Here is a 23,776-nt window from a genome sequence, read left to right as displayed (position 1 = left end):
ACCAGAGTGAGTGCTTCGGCTAGCGGGGGAGGGGCACTTGCATGCCCGCCTCCCGCCTTATGCCAAAAAGCCACTTTGGAAAAAGAGTACGCCACTCGCGCGCCGAGCGCACGCGCTATTACGCCGCGCGAACGTCGTTAGTGGCTGATCGCCTCGAGCGAACGCCCCTTCGTGGACGGGCCGATCAGCATCATGCAGATGCCGACCACCATCGATGCCCCGATGAAGACGGCTACGCCCGATACCCCGTACTTGTGCAGCAAGACGCCGATGGCAAGGCCGGCGAACGCAACGGCGAGGCGGCTCCACGAATAGACGAAGCCTACGGCCCGCGCGCGCACCCGAGTGGGGAACAGCTCCGCTTGATAGCCGTGATAGGCGTACGACATGACGTTCGAGGCGAGCGTGAAGAGCACGCCGAGCAGAATCAGCAGGCCGGGCGCAGACGCTTGCGAAAACAGCGCGATCACGATGCCCATGATGAGCAGACCCCCGCAAATCTGCGTTTTGCGTTCGATCTTGTCGGCGAAAAGCGTCCCGATCAGCGGGCCGAACGGATTCGCTATGGCGATGATGAATGCGTATTGAAGGCTTGTCGTGACATGCACGCCGCGGCTGATGAGCAGCGTCGGCACCCATGCGGCGAAGCCGTAGAAACCGATTGCTTGCGCCATGTTGAAGACCGAGAGCAACAAGGTGCGCTTCAGATAGAGCGGCCCGAAAATTTCGCTGAACGAGCCGCGCCCTTCGGTTTCGGTGCCGACCGGCTGAGGCGGCGGCAACTTGATGCCCTTTTCGGCTTCGACGCGGCGTTCGATGTCGGCGACGATGCGCTCGGCTTCGTCCACGCGCCCTTGCCGTGCGAGCCAGCGCGGGCTTTCAGGGACGTTGCGACGAATGATCCAGACAAATGCCGCCCCCAGCGTGCCGATCAATATCACGACGCGCCAGTATTCGAGCCCGAACGGATGCGTATCTTTCAGGATGAACGCAAGGAAAGCGACGAGCGGTACGACGCAGAACGTGATGAATTGATTGACCGCGTAAGCGCGGCCGCGCTCCCCGCTCGGGATGAGCTCCGAGATGTACGAGTCGATCGTCACGAGTTCGACGCCGATACCGATGCCCGCGATGAGACGCCAGATGTTGATGGCTTGGCCCGAGTGCTGGAACGCCATGATCGCCGTGCAGACGACGTACCAAATCAACGACCAGGTGAAAATGAAGCGGCGCCCGAAGCGGTCGGCGACGAAGCCGAAGACGAGCGTGCCGAGCCAAAGACCCGCGAACGTCGAAAAGACGAATGTGCCGAAGCCCGCGACCGCGATCGGCGCGAGCGCCGCGAAAAAGCCCAGCGATTCGGGCTTGAACAGACCCGATTGCACCATGCCCGGGGCAACATAACCCGTGAAGAACAAATCGTAGAACTCGAAGACGCCGCCGAGCGAGATGAGCATCACCATGGTCCAGACGGTGCGCGACGGCGGCAGGCGGTCGAACCGCGCTGCGATTGCTAGGGATTGTTGATTGGTCATCTTCGCCTCATGGATTCTTCTGCGTTTTACTGCGATAGCCAGATTGGCATGGGGTTAATTACTTAACAATGAGTGCGACTACGGACGTTTGAATCCCTGCGGCGTTCGGTGCAATGCTGCGCCGCGGCGAACCGCGGGCGGGTTCCACGTCTCTACGATGGGCCGCGCGGCGATCATCGGATCGTTGCGAGTGCCTGCCGAACCGTGTCGAAGATCCGGTCGATTTGATCTTCGCTGACGATGAGCGGCGGCGAGAATGCCAGGATGTCGCCGGTGTAGCGAACGAGCACGCCCGCTTCGAAACATTTCACGAACGCCTCGTAGGCCCGCGCGCCGGGTGCGCCCGGGCGTGATTCGAGTTCGATGCCGGCGACGAGACCGAGGTTGCGGATGTCTTTGACGTAGGGCGCGTCGGCGAGGGCGTGCGCCGCTTGTTCGAACGTGCCGGCCAAATCGCGAGCGCGCTCGAACAGGCGTTCGTTGCGATAGAGCTCGAGCGTGGCGATGGCCGCTGCGCTGGCTACCGGGTGCGCCGAGTAGGTATAGCCGTGAAACAGTTCGATGGCGCCCGGTATGCCGCCTTGAACGATTGCGTCGTGAACGCTTCGGCTGGCGGCGACCGCGCCCATCGGCACGGCGGCGTTGTTGATGGCTTTCGCGAGCGCGATGAGGTCGGGCGTCACGCCGAAATGTTCGCTCGCCGTGGCGTGGCCGAGGCGCCCGAAGCCGGTAATGACTTCATCGAAGATCAACAAGATGCCGTGCTTCGTGCAGATGTCGCGCAGGCGCTGCAAATAGCCTTGCGGCGGGACCAGCACGCCGGTGGAGCCGGCAACGGGTTCGACGATGACGGCGGCGATCGTGGATGCGTCGTGCAGCGCAACGAGGCGTTCGAGTTCGTCGGCGAGATGGGCACCCCAAGACGGTTGGCCTTTCGAAAATGCGTTGTGCTCGAGATCGTGCGTATGCGGAAGATGATCGACGTTGCCGAGCAGCGATCCCGAAAACGTCTTGCGGTTCGGCGCGATGCCGCCGACCGAAATACCGCCGAAGCCGACTCCGTGATAGCCGCGCTCGCGGCCGATCAGCCGAGTGCGCTGTGCCTCGCCGCGTGAGCGGTGATAGGCGAGCGCGATCTTCAAGGCGGTATCGACGGCCTCCGAGCCGGAGTTGACGAAGAAGATCCGGTCGAGCCCGGACGGCATTATCTCCGCGACTTTCGCCGCGGCCTGGAATGCGAGTGGGTGACCCATTTGAAATGTCGGCGCGAAGTCCAGCTCCTGCGCGGCGTTTTTGACGGCGGCTACGATCTCGTCGCGGCAGTGTCCGGCATTGACGCACCAGAGTCCTGCGCAGCCGTCGAGGATTTCTCGCCCGTCGTGCGAGCGGTAGTACATGCCGCTCGCCGATGCCAGCAAGCGTGGCGCGGCCTTGAACTGGCGGTTCGCCGTGAACGGCATCCAGAAGTTCGATAGGTCGTCGCTGGAGGTGGGGGAACTCAAGGCGTCTCTCCTGGTTTTGTCTGGCCGGCGGGGGGCGCCGGGCGAGGTCTATTGAGTGTGATTGTAGGTACTGTAGCGCGGTTGGGGGGAGTCGGCGGCCGTCGAAACGAAAGCGCCAAGGGGGCGCCGCAGGCCCGTGCGCGTATGGTTTCGGCATCCATGAATATGCTCATGCGTCGAATATATCGAGCTGCGATTTGGCGACAGGGCCAAGCATTGCGCCCTCGAAGAATACCCGTTCGGCTAGGTATGCGCCTCGAGTTGTGTGTGCGACATTGCGGTTTTAGATCATCGCGCCGAGCGGGCCGGATTTGTTGGATATGAGATGCCGAGAGGGGACACGTGCATACGGGGAGGGCTGATGGAAGCAGTTAAAATGGCGCCATGCGTGACTCAGCGTGGGGGCCGAACAATGGGAACGAGCTACGAGAAGGACGTGGTGGTATGGGCCAGTGAACAGGTCGCGTTATTGCGCGCGGGCAAGCTATCCGACCTCGACGTTGAGCACATCGCGCAGGAGATCGAGGACGTGGGCAAGAGCGAACAACGTGAATTGGCGAGTCGCATGGCCGTTCTGCTATCCCACTTGCTCAAATGGAAGTATCAGCCTGCTTTGCGAGGTAGAAGTTGGACCCGTACGATCGCCGTTCAACGAAAAGACGTCGCGTATGTGTTGAACGAAGCGCCAAGCCTGCGCGGCAAATTCAAAGACGCGCAATGGCTCGACTTGGTGTGGAGCAAAGCGGTTTTGAGCGCTGAGAACGAGACGGGTATCGAAGGCTTCCCGGAAGGTTGCCCGTGGACGATGGAGCAGATACTGGACGCTGCGTTCCTTCCGGAGTGAAGCCCGGACCAATCGCCTTTCCCCGAGTGAACAAGCCAGCCGTGCGGCCGGCTTTGCCCCGCCTTCGATGTTGAGAGCGCGCCCCGTTTGTCTCGCCGTTTGTAGCGTGACCTCCGAGCGCAGCATGCCGCCCAGAGAACGGCAGCGCGCTCAACGAACTCAATAGACTACGAATCGATCCGCACCGACACGCCCGTGGACGTATAGATCGGCGTGGCGTTGTGACCATCCACCGTCACGGTCGTGAATTGATTCGTCGCGCCGTTGCCGTCGATCAACTCCAGAACGTCGCCCACTTTAGGTGCGTAACCGTTGACGAGCTTCACATGCAGCGTGCCGCCGGCGATCGTCAATTGGTTGCCGACACGCAATCGGCCCGCGCCGGTCCCGTCAATGTCGAGTTCGAGCGTCGTGCCGGCAAGCTGCGTGTAATTGCCTGCAACCGTCACGGGCGACGATGCCGCAACCATCACGCCACCGGCGCCGAGATACACGTCGCCGGTACCGAATGCATTGGGCGATGAGGCTTCCAGCACCCCGCCGCTCACCTGCGAGCCGCCTGACCACGTATTGTTCCCCGCCAGCGCCAAAGTACCGCTGCCCTGCAAGGTCAGCTTGCCCGAACCGGAAATGTCGTTGCGCCACAGATCGGAAGCGTTGAACCCACCTTGGGACGCATCCATCGAGACGACGACGCTGCCGTTGAACGCGCCATATCCATCCGCGGCGGCAAACATATTCAGACGTCCCCACCCTTCGGCATCGTCCATGACCGGATACCCCGAAGACAACTCCGTCGTCTTCAGCACCACGCGCCGTTGATCGGCGCTCAGATACGGAAAGCGCGTTTCCAGCATGACCTCGGCACCCTTCGGCACGACCGGGGGCGCATCGGTCGATTCGATCGGCGAGAACCCGAACGTCATGCGCCGAATGAAGTTCGCCTTGTTCGTCGCATAGTCGGCGAATCGATCCGTCGCCGTCGTCCCCGAGTGGGCGAGCGCAGCGAACGTCGCCGCATTGGTGTTCGTCGCCTGCATGAGCGCGGTGTGGGCCTGCGCGAACGCATTGCTCTTGAGCGTCGAATTGTTCGGATCGGACAAATTCGCCGCGGTCGCGGCCAGCGCGAACATACGGCCCGAAATCACATCGAGCGGCGAGTGCATACCCGCGAAAATGCGGTTCTCGCCGAGTTCGAGGCCTCGGCTCGCCATCTCCTGGAAGCGCTCGGGAAGCACGTACGCCATCGTCATCGCATCGCGCATCGCCTCCGCTTCGTGACCGCTGATAAATCCACCGTCGGTCGTCGGCGTCGTGCTCTCGGCCGGCAAAAGCGTCGGGTCGACGACGACGCTCGCGCTCCAGCGGTACGGCCGCGCGTATTTGTAAAAGCGCTTGGCCGGCTCCGTCGACGCATTGTTGCCCATCGCGTTCAGCAGATCGACGACTTGCCCAAAGCCCGCGTTGCCTGCGCTCGTACCGACGCCCGTATTGTTGCCGCCGTCGTTGTAGAGAACCGTCGTCGCGTTGGCCGGAATCGAGGTGATCGTCGTGGTCTGCTGCGCGGCGGTGCGCCAAGCGTTCGTCAGCGGCCCCATCCCGTCCGTCACGCTATAGCCCTTGCCGCGGCGGTCGTCGTAATAGGCGGCATCGGCCTGGGCTTGCGTCCGGCTCGTCGTCTCATTGATCACGAACTGGATATTGGCCGTATGCACGGCGCTGTTCAATACGGCACCGCCCGGCGTTCCGTCGTTCGGCAGTCCCGTCCACGTCGACTGGACGACGGCCGGGAACGAACCGTTCGCCGGTGCGGAGACGCCCGCATCGACAATCTCGGTGAGCGGCTGCCAGATATCGAGAAATCGCGATACGACACGCACGCCCGCATTCGTTCCCAGCGTCGCATAGCGTGCGTCCCCTCGCTGATTCGTTGCAATGTTGTCCACGAAAGCGGGTACGTCGGGAATGGCTGCGCTATCGACGAAGTTCGGGGTAGGCGGCGGTGCGGGAATCGCCGCGCTCGTCGATTGATCGTTGCTGCCTCCGCATGCAGCCAGAGCGGCGATGCTGACCAGCAGCGAGAGATGCAGCGGGGAAGCAACTCGAATGTGTCGCATGGAAAAAGTATGACAAATGATGAGGAGAGCGCATTATGTTTTTTGAATGTTGCGGAATTGTTGCAATGACGATCGCGAATACGATAGGAAGCCGCCGCGCGCGAAAAAGAGAGGCGTGACACCTCGATAAACGCTTGCCAGCAAAGGCTCAAGAGCCGATGAGCATCGGATCGCGCAAAAATTCGCAGCATCGATGTCGAAACCCCGAGCATTCGCGCGTCGTATGGATGGAGCCTCGCTTGTTTTCAAGGTGCGACACCCGAGACCCCGAGGGTTCGTGGCTTTTCGACGCCATGACGCCGCGCCGCACCGAGGCCCATTCACTAACGAAATACTGAAAACGGAGCGCCTAGAATGAGTTCAATCGTCAAACCAATTCCGGAAGGTATGCACACGGTGACCCCCCACCTCGTGTGCAAAAACGCGGACGCCGCAATCGCGTTTTACGCGAAGGCGTTCGGCGCGGTGGAGTTGTTTCGTTTGCCCGGGCCTGGTGGGAAGATCGCCCATGCGCAGATCAAGATCGGCGATTCGATCTTGATGATGACCGACGAAAACGCCGAATGCGGCATGGCCGGGCCGCAAACGCTGAAGGGGACGCCGGTTAGCTTGTACCTGTACGTGGAAGATGCCGATAAGACGTTCGACCGTGCGGTGTCGGCGGGAATGACCGTGCATATGCCGCTCGCAGATATGTTCTGGGGCGACCGCTGGGGCGAAGTCGAAGATCCGTTCGGGCACCGCTGGCATATCGCCACCCGCACGCGCGAGCCCAGCATGGAGGAGATGCAGCGCGCGATGGCCGAGATGCAGAATCACTAATCGCCGCGGCGGCTAAACAGAGCGGGAAACATGTCGGCCTCGGCGCTACTGAAGCGTGTCGGGCGCATCGCTGCAAGCGTGCCGCAGGCACGTGCGAAGCCAGCGATGCGCGCCGTCGCCGTCAAGGCGCGGATGCCAGATCTGGGAGACGGTGACGTCGGGTGTGGCAACGGGCAGGACGAACGTGTGCATGCCTTTGCGCGCGGCGTCGGTCTGGCGCTCCGGGACGCTGGCGACCAAGTCGGTCGTTCGCGCCAGGGCCAGCGCGTCGGGAAAGCTCGGCACGATCACGCTGACGATGCGCTTTTCTCCGCACTCTCGCAGCGCATCGTCGATGGGGCCGAAGGCATGGCCGCGACGCGATACGCTGATATGCCGATAGGCCGCATAACGCGCTGCGGTCACATCCTCATCGGCCAGCGGATGCCCTAACCGGACGACCCCGACGAATTTGTCGCGGAACAGCGCTTGGATGCGCAACTCCGGCGCCATATGATTGACGACGCCTACTTCGAGATCGGCGATACCGTCGCGCAGCATGGTGCCGCTTTTATCGGGCTTGGCTGCGAAACGCAGACGCACGAGCGGCGCTTGCTCTTCGACGAGCTCCGCGATCCGGGCGCCGTAGCGTTCGATGAAGCCGTCGTTGGCCCGAATCGTGAACGTGCGATCGAGCGAGGCAAGGTCGAGCCGAATAGAGGGGCGTAGAACGTTTTGCGCATCGACGACCACGGCCCTGACCTTGCCCCGCATCTCGAGCGCGAGCGGCGTGGGCACGAGCGTATGACCCGCACGCACGAGCAGCTGATCGCCCGTGACGAGGCGTAGCCGGGCAAGCGCCCGGCTCATCGCGGAGGGACTCAGCTCGAGCCGCTGAGCGGCGCGCACGACGCTTTGCTCGGTCAGCAGTACATCGAGTACGACAAGCATGTTTAAATCGATCGAGGTCATGGCGGCCACCGGCGAATACGCTTTCATAGCGTTGCAATCATGAATATAGTGCGCCCTACGCATCTTCCGCACTGCGAAAACAGCGATTATGCTGAACGCGATATATAAAAAAACGGTACGGGGTATTGACGCCTTTTTCCCGATCGTGCGGTCACACGAGGTGCGGGCTCCAATCCGCATGCGTTCAGCTCTGGCGCGCTTGCCGTTCCCAGAACGGTGCTTCAGAACAGTTTCCGCCTCCCACGAACCGCTAACCCAGTCTTTTCCTTTTCCCCCTCATTGAGTGCGTGGGGGAGTTTTTTCTTGCGAATAGGCCGGCCCGTTTTCATTCGGAGGCGGCGGATTTTGCCCTTTCAGGCATGGCCTGTTGCATGTGGTGCAGCTGACTTGGCGTGTTTGCTTTCTTTTGCGGAGCAGAAAATGGAGCAACTGATGAAGCGCGAGGCGCCCATGCCGCCTTTGCCGTTGCGCGGCGATGCGACAGGCGTGTCCCCGCTGAGCGAGCGCGAACGAGAGGTCTTGCGTTGGGCCGCCGTGGGCAAGACGTCATGCGAAATCGGGATGATCCTCGGCGTCACGGAACGAACGATCAATTTCCATGTGGCCAGTGCGATCTCCAAACTCAACGCGTCGAATAAGACCCACGCCGCCGTCAAGGCGCTTTTGCTCGGCATCATCGCTTTTAATTGACACCCTCTCGCGCGGCGAACGAGAGGGCCGCTCCGGTCGCCTCTCGGCTCGCCTCCGCCGCATCGCCATTCAGCAGTCCTAATGACATCGCGCTTTGAAACCGATTCACATGCGCTCTAAAGCGTCTGGAACCGGTGGCGTCTCATTGTGTCCGTCGCGCAATGAGACGCGCGAGATTGCAGTTTTATTCCCGCGACTGTGAGAAGTGCCAGCGCACCGGGGTTTTCTGAGAGTTCTGCCAGTTTTCTCATCGATCGGCCTCCGTTCTAATGCGTCCCATTCGAGAAGACGCGACTTGTCGCCGCGTCGCAAATAGCGGAGGAAACCATGGATTCAGTTGTCGCCCATCGGCCTCAGATCATGCCCGGCCGGCTCATCACCGCTGCGCAATTGCGCGCTTTGCTACCGCCGAGCCCGCCGCTGCTGGCGCTCGTGCGCGAAACGCGCGAGTCGCTGACGCGCATCGTCGCGCGCGAGGATTCGCGTCTCGCGGTGATCGTCGGTCCATGCTCGATTCACGACCCACGCGCCGCGCTCGACTATGCGCGCCGTCTCGGGCCGCTGCGCGAGGCGTATCGCGATGCGCTCGAAATCGTTATGCGCGTCTATCTCGAGAAGCCGCGCACGACTCTTGGCTGGAAGGGGTTGATCAACGATCCGGATCTCGACGGCAGCTATCGGATCGACGAAGGATTGCAGCGCGCGCGGCAGTTGCTCATCGATATTCATGCGCTCGGCGTGCCCGCGGCCACCGAGTTCCTCGATCTCATGACGGTGCGCTATATCGACGATCTGGTCTCCTGGGCGGCCATCGGCGCGCGCACCACCGAGTCGCCGATGCACCGCCAAGCGGCGTCGGGGCTGCCGCTGCCCATCGGCTTTAAAAACGGCACCGACGGCGACGTCAAAGTCGCACTCGAGGCCCTGGCGGCAGCGCGCGCCCCGCACCACTACCTGACCGTGTCGATGGACGGACGCATCGAAGCGGTCTCGAGCCGCGGCAATTGCGCCGCGCACATCGTCTTGCGGGGCGGCCTCAGGCCCAACTTCGACCGCGCGACAATCGATACGGTATGCGGCGCGCTCGCGCGCAGTGGGATCGCACCGTCGGTCGTCGTGGATGCAAGCCACGGCAACAGCGGCAAGGTGGCGCGCGCGCAGGTCGACGTCTGCGCCGATTTGGCGCAACGGATCTCGAACGGGGAGACGCGCGTCGCTGGGGTCATGATCGAATCGAACCTCGCCCCCGGCCGGCAAGACGTCGTGCACGGCGTCCCGCTCGTCTACGGCAAGAGCATCACCGACGAATGTCTGGGCTGGAGCGACACGGTCGACTTGATCCGCCTGCTCGCCCGTGCCGTGCGGACGCAACGCCGTACCGCGCTCGTGCAGCGCGCTTCGGGCTACACCGACGCGCAAGGAGGCTGTCTTGGAACCATTCATTGACCTGTCGATGCGCTGCGTTTGACGCCGGCACGATGCGCCGCATGCGTGCCATCGCATGCATGGCGCTGGGCATGTGCCGCTTGCAAATCGGGACCGAGGCCTTGAGGGCGTGATGAATTCGAACGGTGGCAAATTCAACGGCGCGCGGGTCGCCGTCATTGGTGCGGGCATTGGCGGCGCGGCGGTGGCGGCGTTGATGCAGCGCGCGGGGTGCGATGTGCGCGTGTACGAGCAATACCCGAGATTCTCGCCGGCCGGAGGCGGTATCCACTTGAGTCCGAACTTAATGCGCGTGCTGCGCCATCTCGATGTGCATCGGCATGTGTTGCTGAAGGGGCAGGAGCCGAATGCCTTTCTGAATCGAGACGGGACGAGCGGCGAGACGCTCTTTGCACTCACGCTAGGCGAGAGCGCGCATCGGCAATTCGGCTCGCCGTTCGTCGCGGTGCGGCGTGGTGAGTTGCATATCGCGCTGATGTCGGCCATCGCGCCCAATTGCGTGCGATGGGGAAAGCGATTGGCCGGCATCGATTGGCGCGGTGAAACGGTGGTGCTTGCGTTCGACGACGGCAGCCGCGTCGATGCCGACGCCGTCATCGCGGCGGACGGATTGCGCTCCAAGGTGCGCGATGCACTACGGGGGAAAGAGCAGCCGGTGTTCTCGGGGCAGGTCGCATTTCGCGGATCCTATCCGCGGGCAGATCTCAACGGCTTGGCTGTCGACGATCTGACCAAGTGGTGGCACACGGAAACGTTCGTCTTGTCGTATTGGCTCGATCGGGCGCGGCGCGATTTTTACTTCGCCGCGATGATGCCGCAAGCAAGTTGGTCCGTCGACGCATCGTCGGTGCCAGCCGATCTCGACGAAATGCGTTGCGCTTTCCGGGATTTTCATCCCGATGTCCAACGCATGCTTGCCGCCGCGCCGCCGTCGAGCGTAGCGAAGTGGGCGTTGTTCGAGCGGCCGCCGCATTTCGAATTCGGCGCGTCGCGCGTGGTCTTGATCGGCGATGCATGTCACCCCATGCGGCCGTTCATGTCGCAAGGCGCCGCGATGGCACTCGAGGATGCGGCGATACTCACGCGCGCATTGCTCGGCGCCGGCGAGTTCGAGCCGGCATTCCGCGCGTTCGCGCAGGCGCGTCGTAAAAGGCTGTTGCGGGTGCATCGGGTCTCGTCCGCCAACACCTTCATGCGGGGAGAAACCGACGCGCGATGGGTGTTCGGTTACGACGTGCTCAGCGCGGATGCGTCGCCACCGCTACCCGCGTTGCGAACGATGCCCGCCTGGGCGCTGGCCGCATAGCGCGGGATCAACCGGCGCGCCTATACCTGGCGAGCCACACCACAACGAGCGTGAGCGCGAAAAGCAGCGCACATCCTCCGGAAAAATCGTCGAGGGCGAGCATATGCGCTTGTACGTCCACGGCTTTGGCGATCGTTGCGAGGGCGGCGTCGTGTGATCGGCCCGCGTGCCGCAAGCCCTCGAACCAGTCGTTGAAACTGCGATTGAGCGGCGTGAGGCGGTCGACGAGGTAGGTACTATGTACGCGCGCGCGGCGTTCGAAATAGGTGGGCGCGAGCGAGGTGGCGATGCTTGTGCCGATCCGGCGCAATGCGTTTTGCAGCCCCGATGCCGCCGGTAGCCGCTCGCGCGGTAACGCCGCGAGCGAGAGCGAAACGAGCGGCGTGATGAAGAACGCCGTCGCGGTCCCCATCAACAGTGAATTGGCGGCAATCTCGCTCAACGGCACGTCGGTGTCGAAGTGCATGCGCCAGAGGGAAGCGACGCCCCAGCCGACGAGGGCAAGCGTGGCGAAGCGACGCGGATCGACGCGGTGTTGAACGCGTCCGATCAAAGGCGCCACAACGATGCCCGCAATGCCGAGCGGCGCGGTTGCGATGCCCGCCCAGGTTGCCGTATAGCCTTGCTGTGTTTGCAGCCATAGCGGCACCAGCACGAGGGCCCCGTAATACACGCCGAAGCCGACGGTGACGGCGACCGTTCCCGCCGAGAAATTCAAATCGGCAAAGAGTTTTAAATCGACGATCGGATGCAGGTCCGTGAGCTCCCACAGGACCAGGGCGATCAAACTCACGATCCCGATGGCGGCAAGTACTCGGATGGGCGTCGCGGCGAACCAATCGAGGTTCTGGCCGCGGTCCAGCATCAATTGCAACGAGCCGAACGCAAGCGCCAGCAAGATAAGGCCGACGGCATCGACGGGCAACTTGCGCGTGTTGTTGTCGCGCCCGGCGAGCGTGCGCATCAAGATGGCGAGCACGGCCGCGCCGGTCGGCACATTGATATAAAAGATCCAAGGCCAGGCGAGGTTATCGGTAATCCATCCGCCCGCGATCGGGCCGAGGACGGGCGCGATGAACGTCGTCGTCTGCCATACCGCGAGCGCCTTGTTGCGCTTTGCCGCTGGGAAGAGGGCGACGAGCAACGCCTGCGATAACGCCGTGATCGGTCCTGACGCCGCGCCTTGCAATCCTCGCAGGACGATCAGCGTCCCAAATGTGGGCGCGAGGCCGCATAGCATCGACGTCGCGATGAACAGCGCCACCGAGATGCGAAAGAGCCGCACTTGTCCGAAGCGCTGGGCGAGCCATCCTGTCAGCGGCAAGGTGATGGCGAGCGGCGTGGCGAACGATGTCAGCATCCAGGTGCCCATGTCCGGCGAGACGCCGAGGTCGCCGGCGATCGTCGGCACCGCGACGTTCGCGATGGTCAGATCCAGTGTCTGCATGAAATTCGCGGTGCTGATCGCGATCGCCACGGCGATAAGCGTGCCGCCTTGCAGCGGTTCGAGCGGAAGCGGCGCGAGGCGCGCTGCGTTGCGGCGAAAGCGCGCCATCATCGCCGAGTACCCGCTGCGTCGATCGGCCCGGTCATGGTGCCGTTCGCGCGAATCGTCTTCTCCACGAGCGCCTTGCCCGCATCGATTTCATCGGCGTATATATCGGTCGTATCGGGCATGCTCGGCAGTGTGCGCGCGATCGGGCTTGCCGCCGTCGCGGCCGATGCGGCGCTGAGTGCGCCGTGCGAAGCGCGCGACTCGTCGACGTGTACCGACGCAACCATGGAAACGCCGATGACCAGCGGATTGGCGCGGAGTTCACGCGCGTCGAGCGCGATCCGAACCGGTACGCGCTGGACGACTTTGATCCAATTGCCGGTTGCGTTCTGCGCGGGTAGCGCAGCGAACGCGGCGCCCGTGCCTGCCTCGAACCCTTGTATCGTTCCATGGTAGGTGACGGCGCCACCGTAGATATCGGACGTGAGCGTGACGGCCTGCCCCGGACGCAATCGCCCAAGTTGCGATTCTTTGAAATTCGCGTCGACCCAAACGCGCTCGAGCGGGACGATTTCGAGCAAGGGCGTGCCCGGCGTTACCTGCTGGCCGACTTGCACGACGCGGCGCGTGACGCGGCCCGCGATCGGTGCACGGACGACCGTGCGCGCCAGCATGAGTGCCGCGCTGCGTACGCGCGCCGCTGCTGCTTTCACGAGTGGGCTCGATGCGGCGGTGGTGCCCTCGATGTGCGCGAGGCTAGAACGAACGGCGGCCCGCTGTGCGTCGAGCGCTGCTTGCGCGGCGGTGACCGCACTGCCCGCATGGCGAAGCTCCTCCTTGGAGACGGCGCCCTCCTCCGCGATGACGCCTCGTCGTTGGAAATCATCCTGTGCTCGAGCGAGTTCCGAGGCACGTAGGCGCAGTTGCTCGCGTGCCTGGTCCGCATCCGCATCGGCCGAGCGGTAATCGCGCACGGCATGGGCCAGCGCTTGGACTGCCGAATCGAGCGAGAGGCGCGCATCGGTGGGGTCGATCTGAACGAGTGGGGCCCCGGGCTCCACCGTATCCGTGTCTTGCGCAAAGACGGCGACGGCGGTTCCCTCGATACGCGGCGACACCTCGACGACGTTGCCCGCCACATATGCATCATCCGTCGAGACGACATTGCGCGTCTGCGTCCACCACCAACTGCCGGCGCCGGCCGCGGCGACGGTAAGCGAGAGAGCGAACCAACGAAACGCTAAGCGCCGCTGCCGTGCAAGTCGCGCAGCTAGACGGGATAGGTCGTTGTCGGCGCGGGGAAACGCAGATGGGGCGGACGAAACCGAGGAGGGGGCAGTGCTCGAAAGCGCTGGCGACGAATTCATGGGGACTCCAATAGCTGCTCGTTCGCCGGTCGTGCGTATATCGTTAGATATAACCGTAGGCGGCGCGCCCGAGGCGGGCAACTGACAGAAGTGCCAGTTCGCGGCGAGTGTGCGTCCTCGATGGTTAGGGCGCGACGAGCGCTTGCGGATGGGCGAGCGGTAGGGGCAATGTAGTGGCAGATGTCGACGGCGGAATACTGGCAGGAATATCAGCGCAATCGGCGCGATGAGTATGGCAAGGCAGCCCGCAAGCTCGCGTCGAGGCGAAAAACGCGCCGATTTGCGATGATGACGATGCATTCGCACGGTCCAAGCGCTTCTACGGTTTTCCCCCTATCGTTTCCGCAACGCTTTACAAGGGACAGCTCAAGCTCATGAAGAAATTGATCAACGATCCCTCCGCTGTCGTACGCGAGATGCTGGAAGGCATCGCACGACAAGCGCCGCACGTCGCGCTGCTCGGCGACGAGAACGTGTTGGTGCGCCGCGCGCCGAGCGAGTTATCGGAGCGTCCCGTCGCGCTCATTTCGGGCGGCGGTAGCGGCCATGAACCGGCGCACGGCGGCTACGTGGGCGACGGCATGCTCAGCGCGGCGGTGTGCGGCGAAGTGTTCACCTCGCCGTCCACCGACGCGGTGTTGGCCGCCATTCGCGCGACAGCCGGACCGAACGGCGCGCTGCTGATCGTCAAGAACTACACCGGCGATCGCCTCAACTTCGGGCTCGCGGCCGAGTTGGCCAGATCGGAGGGCATCCCGATCGAGATCGTTACCGTTGCCGACGACGTCTCGCTACGCGGACGCATCGAGCGCCAACAACGCAGAGGTATCGCCGGGACCGTACTTGTCCATAAGATTGCCGGTGCATCGGCGGCGAAGGGTCATGACTTGCAACAGGTTGCCGAGATTGCGCGCAAGACGGCAGCCAATCTGGGCACGATGGGCGTCGCGCTGGACGGTTGCACGCTCCCAGGCGCGGACAAAGCGGGTTTTCGTCTTGCGGACGACGAAATCGAACTTGGCCTTGGGATCCACGGAGAGAAAGGCGTCGAGCGCACGGCCCCGATGCAAGCGGCCGAGCTCACCGAAACGCTACTCGCCAATATCGTCGAAGACTTGGCGCTTCAAAGCGGCGAACGCGTGGCTTTGCTCGTAAACGGGCTCGGCGCCACGCCGGAAATGGAATTGGCGGTGGTGTTGCGTAACGCATTCGAGAGCTTGTGTCGACGCAATATCACCGTCGAGCGCGCTTGGGCGGGGACGTTCTTGTCGGCGCTCGATATGCCCGGTTGCTCGATTTCGCTGCTGCGAGTCGACGACGACGTGCTGGCCTTGCTGGATGCAGATACCGAAGCGCGCGCTTGGCGCGGCGACGGTAAGCTCAATCACCGAATTCGTATCGAACCGGCTGCCGCGGCGCCCGCTCAAACAGCCACTCGCGCGGCGATGCACGAAGGCAGCGAGTGGTCCGCCCGCTTCGAGCCGGCGTTGAAAGCCGTAGCGCAAGCGCTGTTCGATAACGAGGCGTTGTTGACGGAGCTCGATTCGAAAGCCGGCGATGGAGATTTGGGCGCCAGCATGAAGCGAGCGGCGCAAGCGATCGTCGCGGTGCAGGCCACGGATTTGACGACGCCGGAAAAAGCGCTCGCCGCCCTGGGCATGGCACTGCGCAAAGCGATAGCGGGCAGTTCGGGACCGTTTTACGCCACCGCGCTCGTTCGCGCAGCGCGCGTATTGGCGGAGCGCCCGAACCCGAGCGCGGACGACTGGGCAGCGGCTTTGCGCGGCGCCGCCGATGCCATCGCCGAATTGGGCGGGGCAAAGCCCGGCGATCGCACGATGCTCGACGCATTGGTGCCGGCCGCGGATGCGTTCGAGCAAGCGCTTAAGAGGCCGCTCGATGTCGGTCAAGCGTGGGCCGCCGCGGTGGATGCGGCGCAATCGGGCGCGGAGAAAACGGCTCAAATGACGCCGCGCGCCGGGCGGGCAAGCTACTTGGGCGAACGCGCCGTCGGCTCGCCCGATGGCGGCGCCGTTGCCGTTGCCTGCTGGCTTAAGGCGCTACAACCGTACATCGGCGCTAGGTGAGGATATTCGGGAGCGTCGCTCGTCGGTGAGGCGGCGTCGCTCCCGATCTCACCTTAACCGCACGTCATACGCACCTTCATTGCAATCGTCGTTCGGCCGCACTTAGCGAATCGCCGGGGTGCGAATTGCGCTCGATTACGCCAATCGTTTGTTTTTAATATGAAAAGAATGGCCGGCATAAGTGCCTTGCAAGTATGCGATTTAATCAATTGACAGCAAACTAAAAGTAAAAATATCAAGGTTTGTCGAACTTCCCGTGCATACGAGCTTGCCGGCGACGCGGTGCGCCGATTCCATCGCTCACGCGCTACGACGATACGATTTGCTTTTCAGTAACAACATAAAGTCTGCCTACTGCACCGGCCATGGCCGATCTTGGAGCCATCGACCTCCTAGGCCGGTAGGCGATGACGCCACCCGTAGCGGTGTTTTTCGTTCGCTAATGCGATAAATATTGCCGATAAGAAATGCGTTTATCCCACATAGTCGGCATGCGGAAGTAATAAATTCCATTTAAACCGGCTGTTTGAATTCACTTAAGAATTCATTCAAAACTTCTCTTGTAGTCAGGCTACTTATGCGCTATTACTAAGCCCGGAGTTTCGCTACATCCCGCGGGAAATCCGTTTTGCCCAGTTCAATGTTGGGCCAGAGCGGTATTCCGCGCCGCATGACTGAGTTTCATCCGTAAGACGCTTTGCGACGAGACGACGCGCTCGTGCTTTCGCTCGCCTTTTTTTCGGGTGTCGCGCAAGTGCCGCGAAGCGGTGCATCGCCAATCCACCAATCACGGAGACAAGCCCATGCAGGTAAAGCGTTTATCCCTCGCAATCGCGTCCGCTGCCTTGTGCCTATTCGCACAAACGGCGGCGCATGCCGCCGACTCGGCGGCGGTCAACTCGTTCACGGACGACATGGCGCACCGTCGTGCCGATATGCTCGTGAAGCAGCTCACGCTCGACGAAAAGCTGCAACTGATCCACTCGAAGTACCAAATGAGCGACGTGCCCGGCGGCGGCGCAGGCTACATCGAAGGCGTGCCGCGACTCGGCATTCCGAGCATCGACATGATCGATTCGGCGACGGGCTCCGGCAGCACGGTGCAACCGAGCACGACGTTCCCGGCCACCATCGCCTTGGCGGCGAGCTGGGATCCGACGCTGGCTTATCGATTCGGCGCCGTGATCGCTCGTCAGCTACGCGAGCAAGGTTTCGCGATGGGCCTTGGCGGCGGCACGAATCTCGCGCGTGAAGCGCGCGGGGGCCGGATGTTCGAATATCTCGGTGAAGATCCGGTGTTAGCGGGCGAGATGCTGGCGGCACGCACTCGCGCGACGCAGGACAACAAGGTCATCGCCACGGTCAAGCACTACGTCGGCAATGAGCAAGAGACCAATCGCATGGGCGGCAACGACACGATCGACGAGCGCACGCTGCGCGAGCTTTACTTGCTGCCGTTCGAACTCGCGGTGGAGCAAGGGCAGCCCGGAAGCGTGATGTGTAGTTATAACAAGATCAACGGCGCCTACGCTTGCGAAAACCCCCATGTGCTCAACGACGTTCTGAAGGGCGATTGGCACTTCCAAGGCCAAGTTCAATCGGATTGGGGCGCCGCGCATAGCACCGCGCCGGCCATCAACGCAGGCTTGGACGAGGAAGAAGACGTCGGCCCGACGGTGTTTCTCACGCCGGACCTCGTCAAGCAAGCGCTGGCCAATCATCAAATCACGCAGGCCCGGCTCGACGACATGGTGCGGCGCAAGCTATACGTGATGATTCGCACGGGCGTGATGGACGATCCTCCGAAGGGCGGTCAGACCATCGATTTCGAGGCGGCGCGTAGGTTCGCGCAACACGCCGAGGAACAATCGATCGTACTCCTAAAGAATCAAGACCGGCAGTTGCCCCTCGATGCGTCCAGCCTGAAGCACATCGCCGTTATCGGCGGGCATGCGGATGTCGGCGTGATCACGGGCGGCGGTTCGGGCGATACGCGCGACCCTGTCACGGGACCGTTCCCGGGCTGTGGCGGCTTGACGTTCCCCACGTCGACGGGATGCAGCTGGTGGCCGAATCCGTGGATCAAATTGCCCACGCCGATCACGACGGCGATCAAGAGCCTCGCGCCGAACGCAACGGTCACGTTCGCCGGCAGCGAAGATATGCAATCGCCGTTCCGCGCCTATACTCAGCAGGAAATCGACGCTGCCGTGAACCTGGCTCGCCAATCGGACGTCGCGGTCGTGTTCGTGACGCAATCGGGCGGCGAGGACTTCGGCGAATTGCATAGTCTTGCGTTGGCGAATCCGTCCAACCAAGACGCGCTCGTCGAAGCCGTGGCGCAGGCCAATCCGCATACGGTGGTCGTCCTCGAAAGCGGCAACCCGGTCTTGATGCCTTGGAAGGATCAGGTGTCTGCCATCGTCGATGCCTGGTATCCGGGCGAGGGCGGCGGCAATGCGATCGCCAACGTTCTGTTCGGCAAGGTCAATCCTTCGGGCAAGCTGCCGGTCACGTTCCCGCTGCGCGATGCCGATACGCCAACGTGGAACGGCGGCAACATTGCGCAAAATCCGGTGTACTCGGAAGGGCTCAAGATGGGGTATCGCTGGTATGACGCCGAGCATATCCAGCCGATGTTCCCGTTCGGCCACGGCTTGTCGTACACGCATTTCGCCTACTCGGATTTGCGCGTGCATCAGCACCGGGATCAGTCGACCACGGTGTCCTTCACGCTGCGCAATGACGGATCCGTTGCCGGCGCGGAAGTCCCGCAGGTTTATCTGGCTGGCTTGAACGACCCCGTCGAGCCGCCCAAGCGCCTGGTCGGGTGGGAGAAGGTAAGCTTGAATCCGGGCGAAGTGCGCCGGGTTCGCCTCGAAATTCCCGCGCAAATGCGCCGCGTCTGGGATACGAGCTGCAACGGTTGGAAGATCGCCCCGGGCGGGCAGTTCTACGTCGGTGCGTCTTCGCGCGATATCCGGCTCAAGCAGTAATACCGAGAAACGATTAGTAGCACTAAGCAGTTAATGCGGTGAGACGCGGCAGGTCGGGTTCGCCTCGACCGGCCGCGTTTGCGTTTTGGCGCGCGAACGCAGCATGCACGACGGGACTGCCATGCCCGGACAATCTCGCCAACCCGCCAAAGCCTATCGCCTACATAGAAAAAGCCAATTGGGGAACGGTACTTTGACGTCCTAGATTGAAGGGGCCGGGCTCGGCGCGAAGCGCGGCGACGGACGCAGCGCATCCCTTTCCCCGATACCGCACGACAGATCGGCCACGAGCCGCGCCCCGCGCGCCGATTCCATAAGGAGGCTCGCGATGACTCAGTTGAAAGGCTCCAAGACGGAAGACAATTTGAAAGCGGCGTTCGCCGGCGAATCGCAGGCCAATCGCCGCTATTTGTATTTCGCATCGAAAGCCGACGTCGAAGGTCAAAACGACGTAGCCGCCTTGTTTCGCTCGACGGCGGAAGGCGAGACGGGGCATGCGCACGGCCACCTCGAATATCTCGAGGCCGTGGGCGATCCGGCAACAGGGTTGCCGTTCGGCACCTCGCGGTTGAACTTGCAGTCGGCCATCGCGGGCGAAACGCACGAATACACGGATATGTATCCGGGCATGGCGAAGACCGCGCGCGAAGAGGGATTCGACGAAATCGCGAACTGGTTCGAGACGCTTGCGAAAGCCGAGCGCAGTCATGCCAATCGCTATGTCAAGGCACTGGACGCGTTAGCGGATTGAATGGCGCGCGCCGCGCTCGCGGCGTATCTCGCCGTGCGGCGCGCACCTATTTGCCGCGCGCGGTCACCGCAGCGCGCAAAGCGTTACGGAGCGTCACCTCATGCCCCATAAGGAAGGCAGTATCGAGGCCCCCACGCGCCATCCGCTCGATTGGCGCTCGCCCGAGTTTTACGACCCAACGGCGATCGATACCGAGCTCGCCCGCGTATTCGATATCTGTGCTGGCTGCCGGCGCTGCGTGTCGCTTTGCGGCGCGTTTCCCACGCTATTCGATCTCGTCGACGAAACGCAGAGCGGCGAGGCGCACGACGTCGATCATGCCACTTATGCGAAGGTGGTCGATCAATGCTATCTGTGCGACCTCTGCTATATGACGAAATGTCCCTACGTCCCACCGCATGCGTGGAACGTGGACTTTCCTCATTTGATGCTGCGTGCCAAGGCCGCGCGTTATCGACGCGGTGAAGCACCGCTGCGCGATAAACTGCTTTCGAACACGGACGCGCTCGGTTACTTCGCGGGCATCCCGATCGTGACGCAGGCCGTCAACGCGCTCAATGCGACCAAGCCCGCGCGCGCCGCATTGGAGACGACGCTCGGGGTCGATCGAGACGCATGGCTGCCGCCGTTCGCCTCGCGCAAGTTCCGTCCACATGCGGCCGCGTCCCCCGAGGTGCCGGTGCAAGACGGCGAGCGCACGCCCGGTAAGGTGGCCGTGTACGCCACCTGTTACGTCAATTTCAACGAGCCGGGCATCGGCCACGACTTGCTCGCCGTCCTCGCGCACAATGCGCTCGCCTATACGCTCGTCGAGAAAGAGGCCTGTTGCGGCATGCCGTTGCTCGAGCAGGGCAACCTCGAGGGCGTGGCCGCAAAAAAAGAAAAGAACATCCCGACGCTCGCCCGCTACGCGCGCGAAGGATACGCACTGCTGGCGGCTATCCCCAGTTGCGTGCTGATGTACAAGCAGGAACTGCCGCTGATGTTCCCCGACGACGCAGACGTGCGCGCCGTAGCCGACGCGTTCTGGGATCCGTTCGAATACTTTGTCGCGCGCAACCGAGACGGCCTGCTGAAGACCGACTTCAAACATCCCCTTGGAAAGGTGTCCTATCACGTGCCTTGCCATGGACGCGTTCAAAATTTGGGACGTAAGACATTCGATGCGCTTTCGCTGATACCGGGGACGGAACTGCAAGTGGTGGAACGCTGCTCGGGACATGCTGGAACGTTCGGTGTGAAGAAACAATTCCATGCAACGGCGATGCAAATCGGCACGCCGGTGTTTAAAGCGATGTCGGCGCAATCTCCTGCTTATATCGCCTCCGATTGCCAACTTGCGGGGCACCACATCGAGCAAGGCATCCGCGAAAGCGGCGAGACGAGCGCACCGCTGGCACACCCGATATCGCTGCTGCGCATGGCCTACGGTATCTAACGTAACTATCCTGTGGTAATGCGAGGAAATGTAAATGGCCATCTTACGAGAATCGCTATTGACACTCGAGGCTTATGCCAAAGTCCGCGATCGAGTCAGAGATGAGGTAATTGCACATAAGCGAAATCGGTACGTTCGACTTGGCAATCATCTGACCTTTCTGTTCGAGGATGAAACGACAATTCGGTATCAAATACAGGAAATGCTGTACATCGAAAAAATTTTCGAGGAGCCGGGAATCGCTGCCGAATTAGAGGCGTATTTACCGTTGGTACCCGACGGCGACAATCTAAAAGCGACCATGCAGATAGAGTACGAGAACGAATCTGAACGGCGGGCGGCGCTGGGACGGCTAATCGGTATCGAAGACCGGGTGTTTCTTCGCGTCGGGGACGGACCGGCCGTGTTTGCCGTTGCCGACGACGATCTAGAACGGGAAAATAGTGAAAAAACTTCCGCTGTCCATTTTTTATGTTTCAAATTGACCGATTCTATGAAGGCGGCGTTACGGGCGGGCGCTGATCTTTGGATCGGATGCGATCATCCGAACTACCCGATCGCCCCTGTAGCCGTTGATCCGCATGTCCGAAAAGCACTAATCGGGGACCTCAGATAAATTAGGGTACGTTTGCTTGACGCAAACGATTGCGCGTTCGGATTATTGCGCGAGATGACAGTTCCGCGCGCCGTTACGAGGCCTGAAATCGTTTCGGAATCACTTCGTTACATATCACCGGATTGCGGTCCGCAAAAAATATTCTAATATGGACACCTCTCAGGAATTCACTTACGCATGCCAGTGATCCGCGCTAGGGCGATAGTTCTGCGCGGCCATTTAGGCGTGGCATGATTTTTGTTACGTCGACGCGATGGTATGCTTTCTGCACTATTTTCCCGTGCACGAGCGAGACTGCCTTTTGTGCGTCAACCGAGGGCAAAGCCGCACTGCCTGCGTGCGATTTTGATTGGCGGTAACCGAGAACAAAACAATTTGTGCAACCTGGCGGTCGTTTGGAGTGGGCCATTCCAGACTGACCAAGTGTCGCAGCCCGGCCAGGCTGCGGGGAGAAAAACATGTTCTTTGAGGAATTGACCGACGACGAGTGGGCTCGCCTAGCGCCGCTGGCGGCCGACGAGCCTGTGCACCCGCATCGCCGTGGCCGGCCACGCGCCGAGCCTCGCGTCGTGACGAACGCGGTGCTATGGATCCTCACGACAGGCGAGCGCTGGTCGAAGCTGCCCGCACGTTACCCTTCGGGGCCGACGTGCCGGCGCCGCTTCGACGATTGGCTCGCCGACGGCACACTCGCTCAGATCGTGGCGGTTCTATCTGAGTTCGGCCGTACCTTCGCCTACGTCCCCCAGCCGGACGCGATGGTTCAAGCCGCTCCGAAGGCCGCGCCGTTGCCCGCACCCGAATCGCCGCGCTTGCGTGGCGTGTTCTGGACCAACCCGGAGTCGTGGCATAGCGCGAGCGAAGCTGTCGAGACGCTCGACGTCAATGGCGTCAATGGACCTTGCGCGAGCACGGTGCGCCGCGAGTTGCCCGTCGTGGCTTCGTCGCGCCGCGCGCCCACGCCGGGCGCGGCATTGCGTGCCGGCGGCCCCGACCACGTGCCGCTCGTCGATTCCATGGCGGTGACCAAGCGCAGCGAGGAGTATTGCGGCTACGTAATCCATGCCTGCGCGCAACCGGTCGCGAAGCAACTCCAATTGAGTTACCGCGCGTCGGCCGAGATCGTTAAAGACGGGCGGCGCATCGAGCGCTCCGGCTTGATCGGCCCGCGCTTCCCCGACAACACGACAGCCGAGGAATACGCGCTCGATTGGGCGCGCGATTGGATCGAAAGGCACGAAGCTGCGGCACAAGCACGACTCGAAGCGATCGATCAAACCGCTGCGGCGACTGCTGCCCAGGTTCAAAACGCGCAGGAATCGCAGAGCGCCGGACTGGAACCCGCATTGGCGTCCGTGCCCGCGCAGCCCGCGCGCGTGCTCGAGCCGAGCATGATTCGCAGTCGCACCCCCGACTGGCTGCTGCACGCGCACCCGGACGGGCGAGGCGATACCAAGCCTCCCGAGTTGCTGTTCCACGCTTGACGCGTATCGTTGTAAAACTTGCATGCATATCTGAGCCAATCGCTCGCACGCGAGCGCGTCGGTGACGAGCGCGCATCGCGTCACGAGCGAGGGCAATGCAAGGTGAACGGGACTTGTCATCGGCGAGAGACCGAGCAACGGGAACCAGATAAGTGTGACAGGAAGTAAATCGACAAAAAAACCGTAACGGCGGCGATGGGGCACTCGAGGGGGTGCCCTTGCGTCTGCCACAAAAAAATTCGAAAAGATTGCCGGCCCATGCAAACAGCCGATTAATTTCGGATTTGCTTTGCTTGCGGTCGGCTTTTTGTTGTCGCCAGATGATCACT

Annotated in this window: 17 protein-coding genes; 11 read left to right on the top strand and 6 right to left on the bottom strand. The window is 62.2% G+C overall.

All coding sequences use genetic code 11. The features are described from left to right. Positions 1 to 137: 137 nt before the first annotated feature. Both AB1286_RS31665 and AB1286_RS31660 read right to left on the bottom strand, forming a co-directional pair. A complete protein-coding gene (locus AB1286_RS31665; protein WP_430367379.1) occupies positions 138 to 1,463 on the bottom strand; it encodes an MFS transporter in 1,326 nt (441 codons plus the stop codon). Between the two features lie 245 nt (positions 1,464 to 1,708). After that, positions 1,709 to 2,995: an aspartate aminotransferase family protein gene (locus AB1286_RS31660; protein WP_430367378.1), complete on the bottom strand. Its 1,287-nt coding sequence runs from the start codon at positions 2,993 to 2,995 to the stop codon at positions 1,709 to 1,711. Between the two features lie 454 nt (positions 2,996 to 3,449). Between AB1286_RS31660 and AB1286_RS31655 the strand changes: the two genes are divergently transcribed. Then, the gene (locus tag AB1286_RS31655; RefSeq protein ID WP_430367136.1) at positions 3,450 to 3,881 is read left to right on the top strand and encodes a DUF29 domain-containing protein; all 432 of its coding nucleotides are present in this window, start codon (positions 3,450 to 3,452) and stop codon (positions 3,879 to 3,881) included. Between the two features lie 167 nt (positions 3,882 to 4,048). Here AB1286_RS31655 and AB1286_RS31650 read toward each other — a convergent pair whose 3' ends face one another. Next, complete coding sequence (locus AB1286_RS31650) at positions 4,049 to 5,998, bottom strand: phosphatase PAP2 family protein (protein ID WP_430367135.1); 1,950 nt, start codon at positions 5,996 to 5,998, stop codon at positions 4,049 to 4,051. A 354-nt stretch (positions 5,999 to 6,352) separates the two neighbouring features. On the opposite strand from AB1286_RS31650, the gene AB1286_RS31645 reads away from it, so the two are divergent. After that, on the top strand, positions 6,353 to 6,820 hold the full coding sequence (locus tag AB1286_RS31645) for a VOC family protein (RefSeq protein ID WP_430367134.1): 468 nt from the start codon (positions 6,353 to 6,355) through the stop codon (positions 6,818 to 6,820). A gap of 45 nt (positions 6,821 to 6,865) precedes the next feature. Here AB1286_RS31645 and AB1286_RS31640 read toward each other — a convergent pair whose 3' ends face one another. Beyond that, positions 6,866 to 7,771 (bottom strand): LysR family transcriptional regulator, encoded by a 906-nt coding sequence (locus AB1286_RS31640; RefSeq protein WP_430367377.1) that lies wholly within the window; start codon positions 7,769 to 7,771, stop codon positions 6,866 to 6,868. Positions 7,772 to 8,191: 420 nt separating this feature from the next. Here AB1286_RS31640 and AB1286_RS31635 point away from each other — a divergent pair, with 420 nt between their 5' ends. From AB1286_RS31635 to AB1286_RS31625, 3 genes are all read left to right on the top strand, one after another. Beyond that, entirely contained in the window at positions 8,192 to 8,461 is a 270-nt protein-coding gene (locus AB1286_RS31635) for a helix-turn-helix domain-containing protein (protein ID WP_430367133.1), read from the top strand. Positions 8,462 to 8,788: 327 nt separating this feature from the next. Continuing rightward, positions 8,789 to 9,907, top strand: a complete 1,119-nt coding sequence (locus tag AB1286_RS31630) for a 3-deoxy-7-phosphoheptulonate synthase (protein ID WP_430367132.1) — start codon at positions 8,789 to 8,791, stop codon at positions 9,905 to 9,907. A 112-nt stretch (positions 9,908 to 10,019) separates the two neighbouring features. Further along, on the top strand, positions 10,020 to 11,213 hold the full coding sequence (locus AB1286_RS31625; RefSeq protein ID WP_430367131.1) for an FAD-dependent oxidoreductase: 1,194 nt from the start codon (positions 10,020 to 10,022) through the stop codon (positions 11,211 to 11,213). 7 nt (positions 11,214 to 11,220) lie between these two features. Here the strand turns inward: AB1286_RS31625 and AB1286_RS31620 are convergent, their stop codons facing one another. Then, positions 11,221 to 12,771: a DHA2 family efflux MFS transporter permease subunit gene (locus AB1286_RS31620; RefSeq protein ID WP_430367130.1), complete on the bottom strand. Its 1,551-nt coding sequence runs from the start codon at positions 12,769 to 12,771 to the stop codon at positions 11,221 to 11,223. Continuing rightward, on the bottom strand, positions 12,768 to 14,075 hold the full coding sequence (locus AB1286_RS31615; protein WP_430367129.1) for an efflux RND transporter periplasmic adaptor subunit: 1,308 nt from the start codon (positions 14,073 to 14,075) through the stop codon (positions 12,768 to 12,770). Before AB1286_RS31615 ends, AB1286_RS31620 begins: the two co-directional genes overlap by 4 nt. Before the next feature lie 374 nt (positions 14,076 to 14,449). Here AB1286_RS31615 and dhaL point away from each other — a divergent pair, with 374 nt between their 5' ends. The 6 genes from dhaL (at position 14,450) to AB1286_RS31585 (ending at position 23,447) form a co-directional block, all read left to right on the top strand. Next, positions 14,450 to 16,162 (top strand): dihydroxyacetone kinase subunit DhaL, encoded by a 1,713-nt coding sequence (gene dhaL / locus AB1286_RS31610; protein WP_430367128.1) that lies wholly within the window; start codon positions 14,450 to 14,452, stop codon positions 16,160 to 16,162. A gap of 803 nt (positions 16,163 to 16,965) precedes the next feature. After that, positions 16,966 to 19,158: a beta-glucosidase gene (locus AB1286_RS31605; RefSeq protein ID WP_430367127.1), complete on the top strand. Its 2,193-nt coding sequence runs from the start codon at positions 16,966 to 16,968 to the stop codon at positions 19,156 to 19,158. Positions 19,159 to 19,486: 328 nt separating this feature from the next. Continuing rightward, positions 19,487 to 19,909, top strand: a complete 423-nt coding sequence (locus AB1286_RS31600; RefSeq protein ID WP_430367126.1) for a rubrerythrin family protein — start codon at positions 19,487 to 19,489, stop codon at positions 19,907 to 19,909. 100 nt (positions 19,910 to 20,009) lie between these two features. Continuing rightward, the gene (locus AB1286_RS31595) at positions 20,010 to 21,347 is read left to right on the top strand and encodes a heterodisulfide reductase-related iron-sulfur binding cluster (RefSeq protein ID WP_430367125.1); all 1,338 of its coding nucleotides are present in this window, start codon (positions 20,010 to 20,012) and stop codon (positions 21,345 to 21,347) included. 34 nt (positions 21,348 to 21,381) lie between these two features. Continuing rightward, a complete protein-coding gene (locus AB1286_RS31590; RefSeq protein WP_430367124.1) occupies positions 21,382 to 21,963 on the top strand; it encodes a DUF3501 family protein in 582 nt (193 codons plus the stop codon). A gap of 458 nt (positions 21,964 to 22,421) precedes the next feature. After that, positions 22,422 to 23,447: a transposase gene (locus AB1286_RS31585; RefSeq protein ID WP_430367123.1), complete on the top strand. Its 1,026-nt coding sequence runs from the start codon at positions 22,422 to 22,424 to the stop codon at positions 23,445 to 23,447. Positions 23,448 to 23,776 lie beyond the last annotated feature (329 nt).

The sequence above is a fragment of the Trinickia sp. NRRL B-1857 genome (assembly GCF_050470685.1).
In the GTDB taxonomy this organism is placed as follows: Bacteria; Pseudomonadota; Gammaproteobacteria; order Burkholderiales; family Burkholderiaceae; genus Trinickia.
This window is presented reverse-complemented; position numbering and strand designations above follow the sequence as displayed.